This is a genomic window from Niveispirillum sp. BGYR6 (assembly GCF_027568365.1).
GTDB lineage: Bacteria > Pseudomonadota > Alphaproteobacteria > Azospirillales > Azospirillaceae > Niveispirillum.
The window spans coordinates 25,957-39,864 of sequence record NZ_JANLNL010000011.1; the positions used below are offsets into that span (position 1 = coordinate 25,957).

A 13,908-nucleotide genomic window follows, 5' to 3' on the forward strand; every position below is an offset into this window, starting at 1 on the left:
CGCGGCGGCCCCGGCGTATCCCACACGCCGGGGCCTTTTATTTTTACCCCTTCATGCTGCCCGTCTGCTGCCGGCGGACATGCCAGGAAAACGCTTCTTCCAGCAGGTGCGGGGTATGGCCGCCGCGCGCCTTGGCCCGATTGAAGTAATCGGAAAGCTGGTCGCGGTAGCTGGGATGGACGCAGTTGGCGATGACCACGCCTGCGCGTTCGCGCGGGGCCAACCCGCGCAGATCGGCCAGCCCCACCTCTGTCACCAGAATATCCACATCATGTTCGGTATGGTCGACATGGCTGACCATGGGCACGACGGATGAAATCGCCCCGCCCTTGGCCAGGGATTTGGTGACGAAGATCGACAGATAGGCGTTGCGGGCGAAATCCCCCGAACCGCCAATGCCGTTCATCATCATGGTGCCGTCGACATGGGTGGAATTGACATTGCCGTAAATGTCGAACTCCAGCGCCGTATTGATGCCGATGACGCCCAGACGCCGGATCACCTCCGGATGGTTGGAAATTTCCTGCGGCCGCAGCACCAGCCGGTTGCGGTACTGCGCGATGCGGGAGAAGACCCGCCCGCCGCATTCGGCCGAGAGCGTGACCGACGAACCGGACGCGAAATTCAGCTTACCGGCATCGAACAGGTCAAAGGTGCTGTCCTGCAACACCTCGCTATACATGCGCAGATCATGGAAGGGGCTGTCGATCAGCCCATGCAGCACGGCATTGGCGATGGAACCGATACCCGCTTGCAGCGGGTTCAGCGTCATGTCCAGCCGGCCGCGCGCCACCTCATGCTTGAAGAAATCGATCAGGTGGCCGGCAATGGCGCGGGTGCCATCGTCCGGCGGTTCCACATTGGCAGCACTGTCCTGCTTATGCGTCACCACGATGGCGGCGATCTTGGCCGGATCGATGGGGATATAGGGCGTGCCCGCCCGGCTGTCGCAGGAGACCACGGGGATCGGCGTGCGCGACGGCCGCTTGGTCGGGATATAGATATCGTGCAGCCCCTCCAGCTCCAGCGGCTGCGACAGGTTCAGCTCCACAATCACCTTTTCCGCCAGAATGGCGAAGCTGGCCGTATTGCCGACCGAGGTGGTGGGCACGATGCCGCCATCGGCAGTGATGGCGGTTGCCTCCACGATCGCATAATCGATCGGCCCCATCTGGCCGGAACGGAGCTGCTCCACCGTTTCGGACAGGTGCTGATCGATGAACATCACCTCCCCCCGGTTGATGGCGGCGCGCAGGGTGGGGTCGGACTGGAAGGGCAGGCGGCGGGCCAGCACGCCGGCCTCCGTCAGGATCTTGTCGATATTGTTGCCCAGCGAGGCGCCCGTCATCAAGGTGATGCGGATCGGTTCCTTGGCTGCGCGTTCGGCAATGGCAATGGGCAGGGCCTTGGCATCACCGGCGCGGGTGAACCCGCTCATCCCGATGGTCATGCCATCCTTGATCAGCAGGGCGGCCTCTTCGGGGGTGACGATCTTATCCAGCAGGGACTGACGGCGAATCCGGTCGGCGTACATTTTCTACCTTCTTGGGGTTTTTCCAGCGTTGCTTGCCGCATCTTCAACCGGTGGCATTGGCAGCCACCTTTCCTGTTGAATATGCGCATGGGTGTCGGCCTGCGGCAATGGACCGCGCCCTGTAACAATTTGCCGCATTGAAGAATTGAGTCAAATTGATAGATGAATTCGCTATATTTGATTTTGTTGGGAAATTATTATTTATTAAATTTTGCGGATGTTTCGTCTGAGATAAAACGGATTGTTTTTCAATGTGGGCCGTTTGGTGATTTTTATACTTTGATTCTTTTGAAACGAAACGGAGGTGTCCGTGTCTGTCCTGAAAGTTTTCTTTGATTTCAATTTCACCGTCACCCCGGCGAAGGCCGGGGTCCAGGTTCGTAGAGCGAAACGCCCTTTGAGTCTGGACCCCGGCCTTCGCCGGGGTGACGGCGTGAAAGAAGTAAAATATTGATAAAAAAGAAAAAATTCTCAGACGGACACTCAGCTTTCCGCCCCCACGCGTTCACCCTTGGGCTTCCCCCATCCCGCCCTTGCGGCATCCCGCCGCTTTGCCCACAATCCGGGCCGGCCCAACGCCCTTCAAGGATCACCGGCATGATGAAGCGCCTGTTCGCTGCCCTGTTCTTCTGTTTGCTGTTGCCGGGGCTGGCGGGGGCGGAAACGGTGCTGCGGCGGGGCAATGGGGCGGAGCCGGAAACGCTGGACCCGCATCAGGCGACCGGCCTGCCGGAAGCCATGATCTTCTACGATATCTATGAAGGGCTGCTGTCCCGTGGGCCGGATGGCAAGCCGCAGCCGGCCATCGCCGACCGCTGGGAGATCAGCCCGGATGGGCTGCAGGTGACCTTCCATCTGCGTGATGGGGCCAAATGGTCCGATGGCAGCCCGATCACGGCCGGCGATGTCGTCTTCTCCTTCCGCCGGCTGGCCAACCCGGCGACCAGCCGGAACAATAATTTCGTCTGGCCGATCAAGAATGCCCGCGCGCTCAGCACCGGCACGCTGACGGATATGACGGCCTTGGGCGTGGCGGCGCTGGATGCGCAAACCGTGCGCTTCACGCTGGAGGAGCCAACCCCCTATTTCATCTCCCTGCTCTCTTACCCCATGCTGGTGATCCTGCCGGAATCCCGGGTGACAGCGCTGGGGCGGGATTTCTTCAAGCCCGGTAACCTTGTCTCCGCCGGCGGTTACCGGCTGGTGGAACAGGTGCCGCAAGGCCATGTGAAGCTGGAACGCAACCCGTTCCACCGCGATGCCGCCAAAGCCTTCTTCGATACGGTCTATTTCTACCCAACGGAGAATCAGGAAACGGAGCTGAAGCGCTTCCGCGCCGGGGAGCTGGACGCCAGCTATACGCTGCCACCCGCGCAAATCCCCTGGGCCAAGGCCAACCTGCCCGATGCGCTGCGCCTGTCGCCGCAATTGGGCACCTATTTCCTGGCCTTCAACACGGAAAAGGAGCCCTGGAAATCCAAGCCCGACCTGCGCCGGGCCCTGTCCATGGTGATCGACCGGGAGGTCTTGACCGAACGGATCAGCCAGGGCGGGGAGATGCCCAGCCTTTCCTTTGTGCCGCCGACGGTGACGGGCTATCAACCGGCCCGGCCGGCATGGGCCGACTGGCCGATGGAACGCCGGGTGGCCGAGGCACAGGCGCTGCTGGCCAAGGCCGGATATCCGGGCGGGCAGGGGCTGACCCTGGATATCCTGTTCAACACCGCCGATAACCATCGCCGCATCGCCGTGGCGGTGGCTGGCATGGTGCAGCAGCGGCTGGGGGTGAAATCCAGCCTGACCAACCAGGAATGGAAGGTGTTTCTGGATACAAGGCGCACGCATAATTTCCCGGGTCTGGCCCGGCACGGCATCATCGGCGCCTATGATGATCCCTATGCCTTCCTGCAATTCCTGCGCACGGAGATGGGGCCGGAAAATCCCGCCGCCTACAGCAATCCTGCCTATGACCGGCTGATGGCGGCCAGCGTGCTGGAACGCGATCCCGCCAAGCGGCTGGAGATTCTGCATCAGGCAGAGGTGCTGGCGGCCGCCGATGCGCCCATCATCCCGCTTTTCACCTATGCGCGGGTGCGGCTGGTCTCCCCCCGGCTGGCGGGCTGGCAGCCCAATCCGGTGGATTGCAATCCCAGCCGCTTCCTGTCTCCCGTCGCGGCGCGCTGAAAAATGCCGTTCGGCTGAGGAAAGCGCGCTGCCGACACTGGACAGTCCGGGTGATTGACCGCACATAAACCCCCACTCCCACCCCGTCGGACATGGGTGCTGGGGGCCGCAGTTGGATGCCCTGGAGAATAACAATGCGCCTTTCCCGCCGTCTGGCGACGGCCTTCGTCGCCCTGACCCTTGCTACCGGTTTTTCCGCCAGCGCCGCCTGGGCGGACATGGTGTTGAACCGGGGCAATCAGGCCGAGCCGACCTCACTCGACCCGCAAAAGGGCACCGATGTGCAATCGGCCCGGATCGGGTACGACCTGTTCGAAGGGCTGTTGACCTTCGGCCCCGATGGCAAGGCCATTCCCGGTGCGGCGGAGAAATGGACCATCAGCGACGATGGGCTGACCTATACCTTCACCCTGCGCGCCGATGGCAAATGGTCGGACGGCACGCCGGTGACGGCGGCGGATTTTGTCTTTGCCTGGCAACGGCTGGTCGATCCCAAGACGGCCTCTGACTATGCTTATTTCCTCTGGCCGGTGAAGAACGGGGAGGCGATCAGCAATGGCAAGCAGCCGGTGTCGGCGCTGGGCGTGCAGGCGGTGGATGCCCGCACCTTCAAGGTGACGCTGGAACGGTCGACCGGCTATTTCCTGGGCTCCCTGCTGCACCGCATGACCTACCCGATCTCCAAGGCCAATGTGGAGAAGTTCGGGGCGGATTTCGTCAAGCCCGGCAACCTCGTCTCCAACGGCGCCTACAAGCTGGACGCCTATATGCCGCAATCCTTCGTGAAGGCGGTGAAGAACCCGCATTTCCGCGAGGCGGCATCGGTGAAGATCGATACCGTGGTCTTCCACCATTCCGACAGCCCGGAAACGGAACTGCGGCGTTTCCGCGCCGGTGAACTGGATATTGTGCAGATGGCACCGGTGACGCAGATCGACTGGCTGCGCCAGAACATGCCGGAAACCATCATGTTCTATCCCGTGCTGGGCACCCAGTATCTGGGCATCAATATGACGAAGGAACCGTTCAAGTCCAATCCTAAGCTGCGGGAAGCGCTTTATCTGGCCATCGACCGGCAGATCATTGTGGAGAAGATCACCAAGGCCGGCGACGTGCCGGCCTGGACGCTGACCTCCCCCGGCATTGACGGCTATACGCTGCCGCTGCCGGCCCTGGCCAAGGCGACCCAGGCCGAACGCGATGCCCAGGCCAAGCGTCTGATCGAGGAAGCCGGCTATGGCAAGGGCGGCAAGCCGCTGGAAGTGGAAATCCTGCACAATACCAATGAGAGCACCCGCAAGATCATGGTGGCCGTCGCCTCCATGTGGCAGAGCAAGCTGGGCGCCAAGGTCAACCTGAACAATCAGGAATGGAAGATCGTGTTGCAGAATGCAGGCGAGAAATCCTATGCCGGCACGGCCGTGCTGGGCTGGCTCGCCGATTTCCCCGATCCCTATACTTTCCTGAAGCTTCTGCGCTCCGATGTGGGCAAGATGAACCGGTCGGGCTATGACAATGCCGTGTTCGACCAGAAGTTGGATGCCGCCAATGCCAATACCGATCCGGCCCAGCGCATGAAGCTGCTGGCCGAAGCGGAGGCTGCCATGTTGGCCGATACGCCCATCATCCCCATCTATCACCAGGCCTATCGCAATCTGGTCAGCCCGCGGGTGAAGGGCTGGGGGCCGACGCCGATGGGCGTGCAGCCGTCGCGCTATCTGGAAGTCGCCGCCAAGTGACAAAGCAGGGGGCGGTGCCCGCCACCGCCCCCAATCAACCCATCAGCAGCAATTCAGCAGCAATCCGACCTTTGAACAGGAGCGTTCCCGCATGTCGTTTGTGACACGGCACCTGCGCCGTCTGACCATGGCCCTGATGCTGGCCAGTGCCAGCCTGACCGCCGCCACGGCCCCCGCCTGGGCGGAAAAGGTGCTGCACCGGGGCAATGGCGCGGAGCCGGAAACGCTGGACCCGGCCAAGTCCAGCGGGGTGCCGGATAGCTGGATTCAATATGACCTGTTTGAAGGATTGCTGATCCCCGATGGCAGCGACAAGCTGATCCCCGGTGCGGCGGAGAAATGGGACATTTCGCCGGACGGGCTGGTTTATACTTTCCATCTGCGCCGCAACGCCAAATGGTCGGACGGCACGCCGGTGACGGCGGCTGACTGGGTCTTCTCCTGGAAGCGTCTGGTCGATCCCAAGAACGGGGCCAAGTATGGCTATTTCCTCTGGGTGGTGAAGAATGCCCAGGCCATCAATCTGGGCAAGCTGCCGGTGGACCAGATGGGCGTGCGGGCGCTGGATGATTATACGTTCCAGGTAACGCTGGAACGGCCCACGCCTTACTTCCTGTCCATGCTGCACCACCATTCCACCTACGCCCTGTCCAAGACGAATGTGGAAAAGTTCGGCGCCGATTTCATCAAGCCCGGCAATCTGGTGACCAATGGCGTCTATAAGCTGGCAGAGGCAGTGCCGCAGAGCCATGTCAAGCTGGTGAAGAACACTTATCACCCCGATGCGGCCAAGACCCCCATCGATACGGTGATGTTCTATCCGACAGAGAACCTGGATGCGGAGCTGAAGCGCTATCGCGCCGGTGAACTCCACATCACCTATGAGGTGCCGGTGACGCAGATGCAGTGGCTGCGGGCCAATATGGCCAGCGAGCTGCGGCTGGCCCCCTATTTCGGCACTTATTTCTTTGCTGCCAACCTGACCAAGGAACCGTGGAAGTCCAACAAGGATCTGCGGCTGGCGCTCAACCTTGCCATCGACCGCAATATTCTGGTGGAAAAGATCAACCAGCGCGGGGAGTTGCCGGCTTACAGCTTCGTGCCGCCGGGTGTGGCAGGCTATACCCAGCAGGTGCCCGATTATGCCAGCTGGACCCAGGCCCAGCGGGAGGCCAAGGCCAAGGAACTGATGCAGAAGGCCGGCTATGGGCCGGGTGGCAAGCCGCTGGAAATCGAAATCCTCTACAACACCCACGAAAACCACCGCAAACTGGCCATCGCCGTGGCCTCCATGTGGCAGCAGAAGCTGGGGGTGAAGACGACGCTGAATAATCAGGAATGGAAAGTGTTCCTGAACACGCGTGACGAGAAGAAATTCAAGGACGTGGTCCGCCATGGCTGGATTGGCGATTATATCGATGCGGCCAGCTTCCTGGATCTGGCACGCAGCGACATTGGCAAGCAGAACCCGTCCGGCTACAGCAACCCCGCCTATGACAAGCTGCTGGATCAGGCCACCGCTGCCCCGACGGCAGAGCAGCGGGCCGAGCTGATGCAGCAGGCTGAACGCCTGATGGTGGATGACGTAGCCGTCTTCCCGCTGCATTTCTACAGCTCCAAGCACATGGTCAGCCCCAAGCTGATCGGCTGGAAGGATAATCTGCTGGACAGCCACCCCAGCCGCTTCCTGGATGTGAAGGAATAAGGGCTGACACTCGTTGCTGTTCTCAAGGCCGGCGGAAGCGATTCCGCCGGCCTTTTTCATTTATACCAATCTCCCTCAGTCGCCGGGCGCTGCCATCCGGCAGCTTGGCTTGCGCGCCCATGAGGGCGCGGGCCGGCCGTCGCCGGCCTCCAACCCGCCTAAAGGTCAACCTTTAGGCGGGTTGGTATTATTCCCCGGTGGCCAGATCGAACCCTTCATCGATCCAGCCGGTGATGCCGCCGGCCATGATCTTCACCGGCCGGCCCAGTTGCGCCAGCCGCAGGGCCCCACGCGCCGCCCCGTTGCAATGCGGGCCGGCGCAATAGGTGACGAACAGCGTCTCTGCCGGCCATTCCGCCAGACGCCGTTCGGTGATCTTGCCATGGGGCAGGTTGATGGCGCCCGGCACATGGCCACGGGCAAACAGCGCCGGCCCCCGCACATCCAGCAGCACGAAATCCGGGCCACGTGACAGGGCGTCATGCACATCCCAGCAATCGGTCTCAAAGCTGAATTCGGCGGCAAAATGCGCCACGGCCAGATCGGACGGGGCGGCGGGGATTTCGGTGACAGCACTCATCATCAGGGCTCCCTTGGTTACGCGATGGAGCTTCCCGCTTTGCCGGAAGGCGGCCAAGTGGCAGGATTGCCAATGATGATTAATATCCCGCCAAACCCATCCCCTGCATACCCCTGTGCTGCGGGGATATGACGGCTTCACCCGTACAGAACTACAGCGCATCCTGACGGAACTGGCCGGCATGGTGCTGGCAATGTGCAGACAATGGGAGGGCATTCATGGAACTGACTGAACAGGAATTGTCCGCTGCCCGCCAGCACATGGAAGAACTGCGGCGGCATGGCCATGTCACCGGTGCCAAGTTTGTGCGTCGGACGGCCCGTATCGTGGTTGATCTCAGCACCGGTGTCCAGGTGGCCTTCCCGCCGGATCTTGTGGAAGGCTTGGCGGGTGCCGCCCCCGACGAACTGGCTGACATAGAAATCAGCCCTGCAGGTCTCGGCCTGCATTGGCCAAAGCTTGATGCCGATATCTATGTTCCGGCCCTGTTGCAGGGTATTTTCGGTTCCAAGCAATGGATGGCCGCCAACCTTGGCTCGTCTGGCGGAAAGGCGCGCTCGCCGGCAAAGGCAGCGGCTTCCCGTGAGAATGGCCGCAAGGGTGGACGGCCGCCAAAGGTGGCGTGAAGGGACAAGCACCGCCCTGCTTGCTGGAGCTTGCCCCTTGCCGTTGAATGATGTCCGCTGGCAGAATTGCCGCCATGGACAATATTCCGCCAAACCCCGCCGGTCCCCTCGTCGTAGCCCTGGCTTATGACGGGCTCTGCACCTTTGAATTTGCCATCACGGCGGAGATTTTCGGCCTTGCCCGGCCGGAGTTGGGGCCGGGCTGGTATCGGTTCGCGGCCGCCGCTATCGAACCAGGGCCGTTGCGCGCGCAGGGCGGCCTGCGCCTTACCGTGGATGGCGGGTTGGACCTGCTGGATCAGGCCGACCTGATCATCGTACCCGGCTGGAAGGGGGCCGGTGTGCCGGTGCCGCCTTTCCTGATCGACCGTTTGCGTGCGGCGCATGATCGTGGCGCTCGGCTGGCCTCCATCTGCTCCGGCGCCTTTGTCCTGGCGGCCACCGGTCTGCTGGACGGCAAAAGGCTGGCCACGCACTGGCGCTATGCTGAGGCCATGGCCCAGGCCTATCCGTTGGTGCAACTGGATGCCGATGTGCTTTATGTGCAGGAAGGCCGCCTCTTCACCTCGGCCGGCAGTGCGGCGGGGATTGATCTGATGCTGCACATTATCCGCAGTGATTTCGGCCATAATGCCGCCAACAGCGTGGCCCGCCGGCTGGTGGTGCCCGCCCATCGCAGTGGCGGACAGGCGCAGTTCGTCCCCCGCCCGGTGCCGCGCCAGCCGCAAAGCCGCCTCAGCCCCCTGCTGGACCGGATACGTGCCGACCCGCAACAGGTCTGGACGGTGGCAGCCATGGCCCGCGCCGCCGCCATGAGCGAGCGCACCTTCCTGCGCCGCTTTCAGGAAGCGACGGGCCACACGCCCGGCGACTGGCTTGCCCTGGTGCGGGTGGAACTGGCCAAGACCCTGCTGGAAACGACAAGCCTGCCGGTGGAGGAGGTGGCGCGGCTGGCCGGCTTCGGCGCCCCGCCCACCCTGCGCCATCATTTCAGCCGCGCCACCGGCCTGTCCCCGCGCGATTACCGGGACCGGTTCGGCGCCGGGGCCTCTCCCTGAGGTCACTCTCCCCAAAACTCACGATCAAGGGAGATTGGCCTGACCCGGCAAAGGCAGTTCCGTCGTCTCCTTGACGGTGGAGACGACGATCATGCTGTTCAATTCCCGCACGCCCGGCAGTTTGGACAGTTTCTCGAAGAAAAGCTGTTCATAGGCTTCAATATCCTTGGTGACGATGCGCAGCAGGAAATCCACCTGACCCATCAGCACGAAACATTCCTGCACCTCCGGGATGCGGCGGATGGAGGCGCGGAAATCATCCAGCATGTCACCGCTATGCGCCTCCAGCTTCACCTGGCTGAAGATCATGACATTCAGTCCCACCGCCTTGCGGTCCAGCAGCGCCACCCGGCCCTTGATCACCCCATCTTCCTGCAGCCGCTGGATGCGCCGCCAGCAGGGGCTCTGGCTCAACCCCACCTGATCGGCGATTTCCGCCGCCGTTGCCGATCCGTCCTTCTGCAACAGGCCCAGGATTCGCCAATCCAAGCCATCCAGCTCTTTATGCATAAAAATTCCCCATCATGTGCAAAGTTGGCAAAACTCATGCACAGATTATTCCCTGAGAAGGAAACTTGCAAAGAAATGCCCCGGCATCTCCGCTACCTTATCGACATTGTTCATCACGCTCTACCGGGGCCGCCACGATGTCTTCCGCCTATGAAAATCACGCCAGCCTGACCGTTTACCGCGACCAGCCGACGGGGGCCCGCATTGCCCTGGCGGTGCATCGCGCGGCCAATGGCGCGATTACGCCGGTGCCGTGGCAGCACCTGCAGGGTGTTGATCTGGGTGAAGCGGTGGATGCCGCCCTGCGCGCCTCGCGTTCCACCCGCGCCTTCGCCATGCTGGTGACGGATGAGGAGGCGGGCCTGAATGAAGACCCGGTCAGCGTGCTGTCGCGCTGTCTGGCCCGTGCCGATCATGACCGGCTGTCCGTCGGCCCGGAAATGCGCGGCGCCAGCAAAACCGTCCCCGCCCATTTCGTCGCTGCCGAGTGAGATCAATGCCCGCCCCCACCCTGACCCCGCCGCCGCAGGAACAGCGCCCCACCGATCCGGGCCGCACCGCCTGTTTTGCCGTGCTGGCGGAACCGGACCCGGCCTCGCTGCCGCGCGTGCTGGAACTGTTCGCCAAGCGCGGGCTGGTGCCCTCCTCGGTCCAGTCCCGCCTGTTTGAGCCGGATGAGACGCTGCATGTCGATGTGCAGGTGCCCACGCTGACGCGCGACGAATCGGATTATATCGCCCGCTGCCTGCGGGCCATTCCGCTGGTGCGGCAAGTGCTGACGTCGGAACGTCACCGCGCGCTGGCCGAACCGCAGGCGCTCATTGCGTGACACCAAGGGTCATGGACTGACCCTTGGAGGCCAGCGACCGCTGGCCCGGCGCTCGTGCGCCGCAAGCCAAGGCGGCGGATGCCGCCGCCCGGCGATTGAGGGAAAACGTACAGCTCCGCCGCCCCGCTGAACAGTGGACAGGGGCGGCGGCATGGGCCATGTTCCGCGCGTGAACGCACCCGGAACGACAGGCCATCCCCATGCCCACCGATACCCCAGCCGCTGACCCCGCTGCCCTGCCGGCCGCCGATGGCAGCCCGCTTTATCTGGTGGATGGGTCTGGCTTCATCTTCCGCGCCTATCACGCCCTGCCGCCGCTGAACCGGCCCGATGGCACGCCGGTGAATGCCGTGATGGGCTTCACCAATATGCTGATGAAGCTGCTGGCGGAACTGAAGGCCGAGGCCGTGGCCATCATCTTTGATGCCAAGCGGCTGAATTTCCGCAATGAATTCTACCCCGACTATAAGGCCCACCGCCCGGAGCCGCCGGAAGATTTGCGCCCGCAATTCGCCCTGATCCGCGAAGCGGTGGACGCCTTCAACCTGCCCGGCATTGAACTGGAAGGGTACGAGGCCGACGACCTGATCGCGACATATGCCCGCCAGGCCCGCGCCCAGGGCCGCCCCGTCACCATCGTGTCGTCTGATAAAGACTTGATGCAGCTGGTGCGCGATGGCGTGCGCCTGCTGGACCCGATGAAAAACCGGCTGATCGGCCCGGATGAGGTGTTTGAGAAATTCGGCGTCACCCCCGACAAGGTGGTGGATGTGCAGGCGCTGGCCGGCGACAGCGTGGATAATGTGCCGGGCGTGCCCGGCATCGGCATCAAGACGGCGGCCCAACTGATCACCGATTATGGCGATCTGGAAACCCTGCTGGAACGGGCGGGGGAGATCAAACAGGCGGGCCGCCGCCAAAAGCTGATCGAAAATGCCGACCTGGCCCGCATTTCCAAGCGGCTGGTGAAGCTGGAAGAAAATGCCCCCGTGCCGGTGCCGGTGGAAGAACTGGTGGTGCGGGAGCCGGACAGCGCCCGCCTGCTGGAATGGCTGGGCGTGCAGGGTTTCCGTTCCATCATCGCCAAGGTGAAGGCGGAACTGGCCGCCGATGGCACGCTGGCCGATGGGGCCGTGGCCCGCGCCATTGCCGCCGGCGGATCGGAACAGCCGCGCCGCGACCTGCGCGCCGCGCTGGATGGCCGATCCTACGCGCCCACCCCCGCCACCGCCCCGGCAGAGGTACGGGCCGATGCCCATATCCCCCGCCCCGGTGCCGTGGAACATCTGCTGGTGGTGGAAGAGGCTGACCTGGAAGCCTGGGTGACGGAAGGGCTGGCGGCTGGTATCGTCGCCGTGGATACGGAGACGGATGGGCTGACGCCGACCCGCTGCAATCTGGTGGGCATCTCGCTTTCCACAAGGCCGGGCCGCGCCTGCTATATCCCCATCGCCCATATTGATCCCTCCACGCCCAAGGGCGATCAGGGGGGCTTGGATTTCGGCACCGCCCCGCCGCCGCCCAAGCAGATCGCCCTGGACCGGGCCATGGCGATCCTGCGCCCGCTGCTGGAACATCCAGGCGTGCTGAAGGTCGGCCATAATATCAAGTTCGACTGGCAGATGTTCGCCAAGCATGGCGTCAATGTCGCCCCCATCGACGATACGATGCTGCTTTCCTACGTCATTGGCGGCGGCAAGCATGGCCATGGCATGGATGAGCTGGCGCAGCGCCATCTGGGCCATAGCTGCATTTCCTATGATGAGGTGACGGGCACCGGCAAGGCGCGCATCACCTTTGACCGGGTGCCGCTGGACAAGGCCACGGCCTATGCCGCGGAGGATGCCGACATCACCCTGCGCCTGTGGCATGTGCTGAAACATGACGTGCTGGCCGACCGCATGGTGACGGTGTACGAGACGATTGAGCGTCCGCTGGTGCCCGTGGTGGCACAGATGGAAAGCGACGGCGTGCTGATCGACCGCGCCGTGCTGCGCGAATTGTCGGGCGATTTCGCCAAGCGCATGGTGGAACTGGAAGCGGAAATCCACGCCCTGGCCGGCCGCAGCTTCAATGTCGGCAGCCCCAAGCAGTTGGGCGAGATTCTGTTTGATGAGATGAAGCTGACGGGTGCGAAGAAAAGCGCCAAGACCGGCGCCTATTCCACCGACAGTTCAGTGCTGGAAGAACTGGCCGACCAGGGCGTGCCGATCGCCCAGAAGGTGTTGGACTGGCGCCAGTTCGCCAAGCTGAAATCCACCTATACCGACACGCTGGCCGACCAGATCGACGCCAAGACGGGCCGGGTCCATACCAGTTTCGCGCTGGCCATCACCTCCACCGGTCGGCTGTCCTCCACCGATCCCAATTTGCAGAACATCCCCATCCGCACGGAGGAAGGGCGCAAGATCCGCCGCGCCTTCGTGGCGGCACCGGGCCATGTGATGCTGTCAGTGGATTACAGCCAGATCGAATTGCGGCTGGTGGCGGAAATGGCCGGCATCCCGGCCCTGCAACAGGCCTTCCGCGACGGCATCGACATTCACGCCATGACGGCCAGCCAGGTGTTCGGCGTGCCGCTGGCCGAAATGACGTCTGAAATCCGCCGTCGCGCCAAGGCGATCAATTTCGGCATCATCTATGGCATTTCCAGCTTCGGCCTGTCGCGCCAGTTGGGAATCTCACCGGGCGAAGCAGGGGCCTTCATCAAGGCTTATTTTGAGCGGTTCCCGGAATTGCAGACCTATATGGACAAGACCAAGGCGGAAGCGCACGCCCAGGGCTATGTCACCACCCTGCTGGGCCGCAAATGCTGGATTCCCGGCATTCAGGAAAAGGGCGCGCGGCGTTCCTATGCCGAACGCCAGGCCATCAACGCCCCCATCCAGGGCACGGCCGCCGACATCATCAAACGCGCCATGATCCGCCTGCCCGCCGCCCTGGCGGCTGCCGGGCTGAAGGCGCGGATGCTGTTGCAGGTACATGACGAACTGTTGTTCGAGGTGCCGGAAGCGGAGATCACCGCCACGGCGGCCCTGGTGAAACAGGTGATGGAAACCGCCACCGATATCGGCGTGCCCCTGGTGGCCGAAGCCGGGCATGGTGCTTCATGGGCGGAGGCGCATTGAGGGGGGATCGCCCCC

At 63.0% G+C, this 13,908-nt stretch carries 11 protein-coding genes; 8 read left to right on the plus strand and 3 right to left on the minus strand.

Annotated features, from left to right (window positions below; all coding sequences use genetic code 11):
• Positions 1-43: 43 nt before the first annotated feature.
• On the minus strand, positions 44-1,534 hold the full coding sequence (locus PCJ49_RS19575) for an acetyl-CoA hydrolase/transferase family protein (RefSeq protein WP_269912417.1): 1,491 nt from the start codon (positions 1,532-1,534) through the stop codon (positions 44-46).
• 597 nt (positions 1,535-2,131) lie between these two features.
• Here PCJ49_RS19575 and PCJ49_RS19580 point away from each other — a divergent pair.
• The 3 genes from PCJ49_RS19580 to PCJ49_RS19590 all read left to right on the plus strand — a co-directional run bounded on the left by PCJ49_RS19580 (position 2,132) and on the right by PCJ49_RS19590 (position 7,162).
• Entirely contained in the window at positions 2,132-3,718 is a 1,587-nt protein-coding gene (locus tag PCJ49_RS19580) for a peptide ABC transporter substrate-binding protein (RefSeq protein WP_269912418.1), read from the plus strand.
• 134 nt (positions 3,719-3,852) lie between these two features.
• Positions 3,853-5,457, plus strand: coding sequence for a peptide ABC transporter substrate-binding protein (locus tag PCJ49_RS19585; protein WP_269912419.1), 1,605 nt, complete (start codon positions 3,853-3,855; stop codon positions 5,455-5,457).
• Between the two features lie 91 nt (positions 5,458-5,548).
• Entirely contained in the window at positions 5,549-7,162 is a 1,614-nt protein-coding gene (locus PCJ49_RS19590) for a peptide ABC transporter substrate-binding protein (RefSeq protein ID WP_269912420.1), read from the plus strand.
• Positions 7,163-7,349: 187 nt separating this feature from the next.
• Here the strand turns inward: PCJ49_RS19590 and PCJ49_RS19595 are convergent, their stop codons facing one another.
• Positions 7,350-7,745: a rhodanese-like domain-containing protein gene (locus tag PCJ49_RS19595; protein WP_089288603.1), complete on the minus strand. Its 396-nt coding sequence runs from the start codon at positions 7,743-7,745 to the stop codon at positions 7,350-7,352.
• A 215-nt stretch (positions 7,746-7,960) separates the two neighbouring features.
• On the opposite strand from PCJ49_RS19595, the gene PCJ49_RS19600 reads away from it, so the two are divergent.
• Complete coding sequence (locus tag PCJ49_RS19600) at positions 7,961-8,368, plus strand: DUF2442 domain-containing protein (RefSeq protein ID WP_153202559.1); 408 nt, start codon at positions 7,961-7,963, stop codon at positions 8,366-8,368.
• Between the two features lie 74 nt (positions 8,369-8,442).
• On the plus strand, positions 8,443-9,426 hold the full coding sequence (ftrA, locus tag PCJ49_RS19605; protein WP_269912421.1) for a transcriptional regulator FtrA: 984 nt from the start codon (positions 8,443-8,445) through the stop codon (positions 9,424-9,426).
• Positions 9,427-9,450: 24 nt separating this feature from the next.
• Here ftrA and PCJ49_RS19610 read toward each other — a convergent pair whose 3' ends face one another.
• On the minus strand, positions 9,451-9,936 hold the full coding sequence (locus tag PCJ49_RS19610) for an Lrp/AsnC family transcriptional regulator (protein ID WP_269912422.1): 486 nt from the start codon (positions 9,934-9,936) through the stop codon (positions 9,451-9,453).
• A gap of 137 nt (positions 9,937-10,073) precedes the next feature.
• Between PCJ49_RS19610 and PCJ49_RS19615 the strand changes: the two genes are divergently transcribed.
• The 3 genes from PCJ49_RS19615 (at position 10,074) to polA (ending at position 13,893) form a co-directional block, all read left to right on the plus strand.
• Complete coding sequence (locus PCJ49_RS19615; RefSeq protein WP_269912423.1) at positions 10,074-10,427, plus strand: hypothetical protein; 354 nt, start codon at positions 10,074-10,076, stop codon at positions 10,425-10,427.
• Between the two features lie 5 nt (positions 10,428-10,432).
• Positions 10,433-10,765, plus strand: coding sequence for a hypothetical protein (locus PCJ49_RS19620; RefSeq protein WP_269912424.1), 333 nt, complete (start codon positions 10,433-10,435; stop codon positions 10,763-10,765).
• Positions 10,766-10,965: 200 nt separating this feature from the next.
• Complete coding sequence (gene polA, locus PCJ49_RS19625) at positions 10,966-13,893, plus strand: DNA polymerase I (protein WP_269912425.1); 2,928 nt, start codon at positions 10,966-10,968, stop codon at positions 13,891-13,893.
• Positions 13,894-13,908: the final 15 nt, after the last annotated feature.

What these genes read in the sequence shown, in the direction of transcription:
- PCJ49_RS19600 (WP_153202559.1), top strand. Translation starts at nt 7,961, where the DNA reads ATGGAACTGACTGAACAGGAATTGTCCGCTGCCCGCCAGCACATGGAA.
- PCJ49_RS19575 (WP_269912417.1), bottom strand. Translation starts at nt 1,534, where the DNA reads ATGTACGCCGACCGGATTCGCCGTCAGTCCCTGCTGGATAAGATCGTC.
- PCJ49_RS19595 (WP_089288603.1), bottom strand. Translation starts at nt 7,745, where the DNA reads ATGATGAGTGCTGTCACCGAAATCCCCGCCGCCCCGTCCGATCTGGCC.
- PCJ49_RS19620 (WP_269912424.1), top strand. Translation starts at nt 10,433, where the DNA reads ATGCCCGCCCCCACCCTGACCCCGCCGCCGCAGGAACAGCGCCCCACC.
- PCJ49_RS19610 (WP_269912422.1), bottom strand. Translation starts at nt 9,936, where the DNA reads ATGCATAAAGAGCTGGATGGCTTGGATTGGCGAATCCTGGGCCTGTTG.
- ftrA (WP_269912421.1), top strand. Translation starts at nt 8,443, where the DNA reads ATGGACAATATTCCGCCAAACCCCGCCGGTCCCCTCGTCGTAGCCCTG.
- PCJ49_RS19580 (WP_269912418.1), top strand. Translation starts at nt 2,132, where the DNA reads ATGATGAAGCGCCTGTTCGCTGCCCTGTTCTTCTGTTTGCTGTTGCCG.
- PCJ49_RS19585 (WP_269912419.1), top strand. Translation starts at nt 3,853, where the DNA reads ATGCGCCTTTCCCGCCGTCTGGCGACGGCCTTCGTCGCCCTGACCCTT.
- PCJ49_RS19615 (WP_269912423.1), top strand. Translation starts at nt 10,074, where the DNA reads ATGTCTTCCGCCTATGAAAATCACGCCAGCCTGACCGTTTACCGCGAC.
- polA (WP_269912425.1), top strand. Translation starts at nt 10,966, where the DNA reads ATGCCCACCGATACCCCAGCCGCTGACCCCGCTGCCCTGCCGGCCGCC.
- PCJ49_RS19590 (WP_269912420.1), top strand. Translation starts at nt 5,549, where the DNA reads ATGTCGTTTGTGACACGGCACCTGCGCCGTCTGACCATGGCCCTGATG.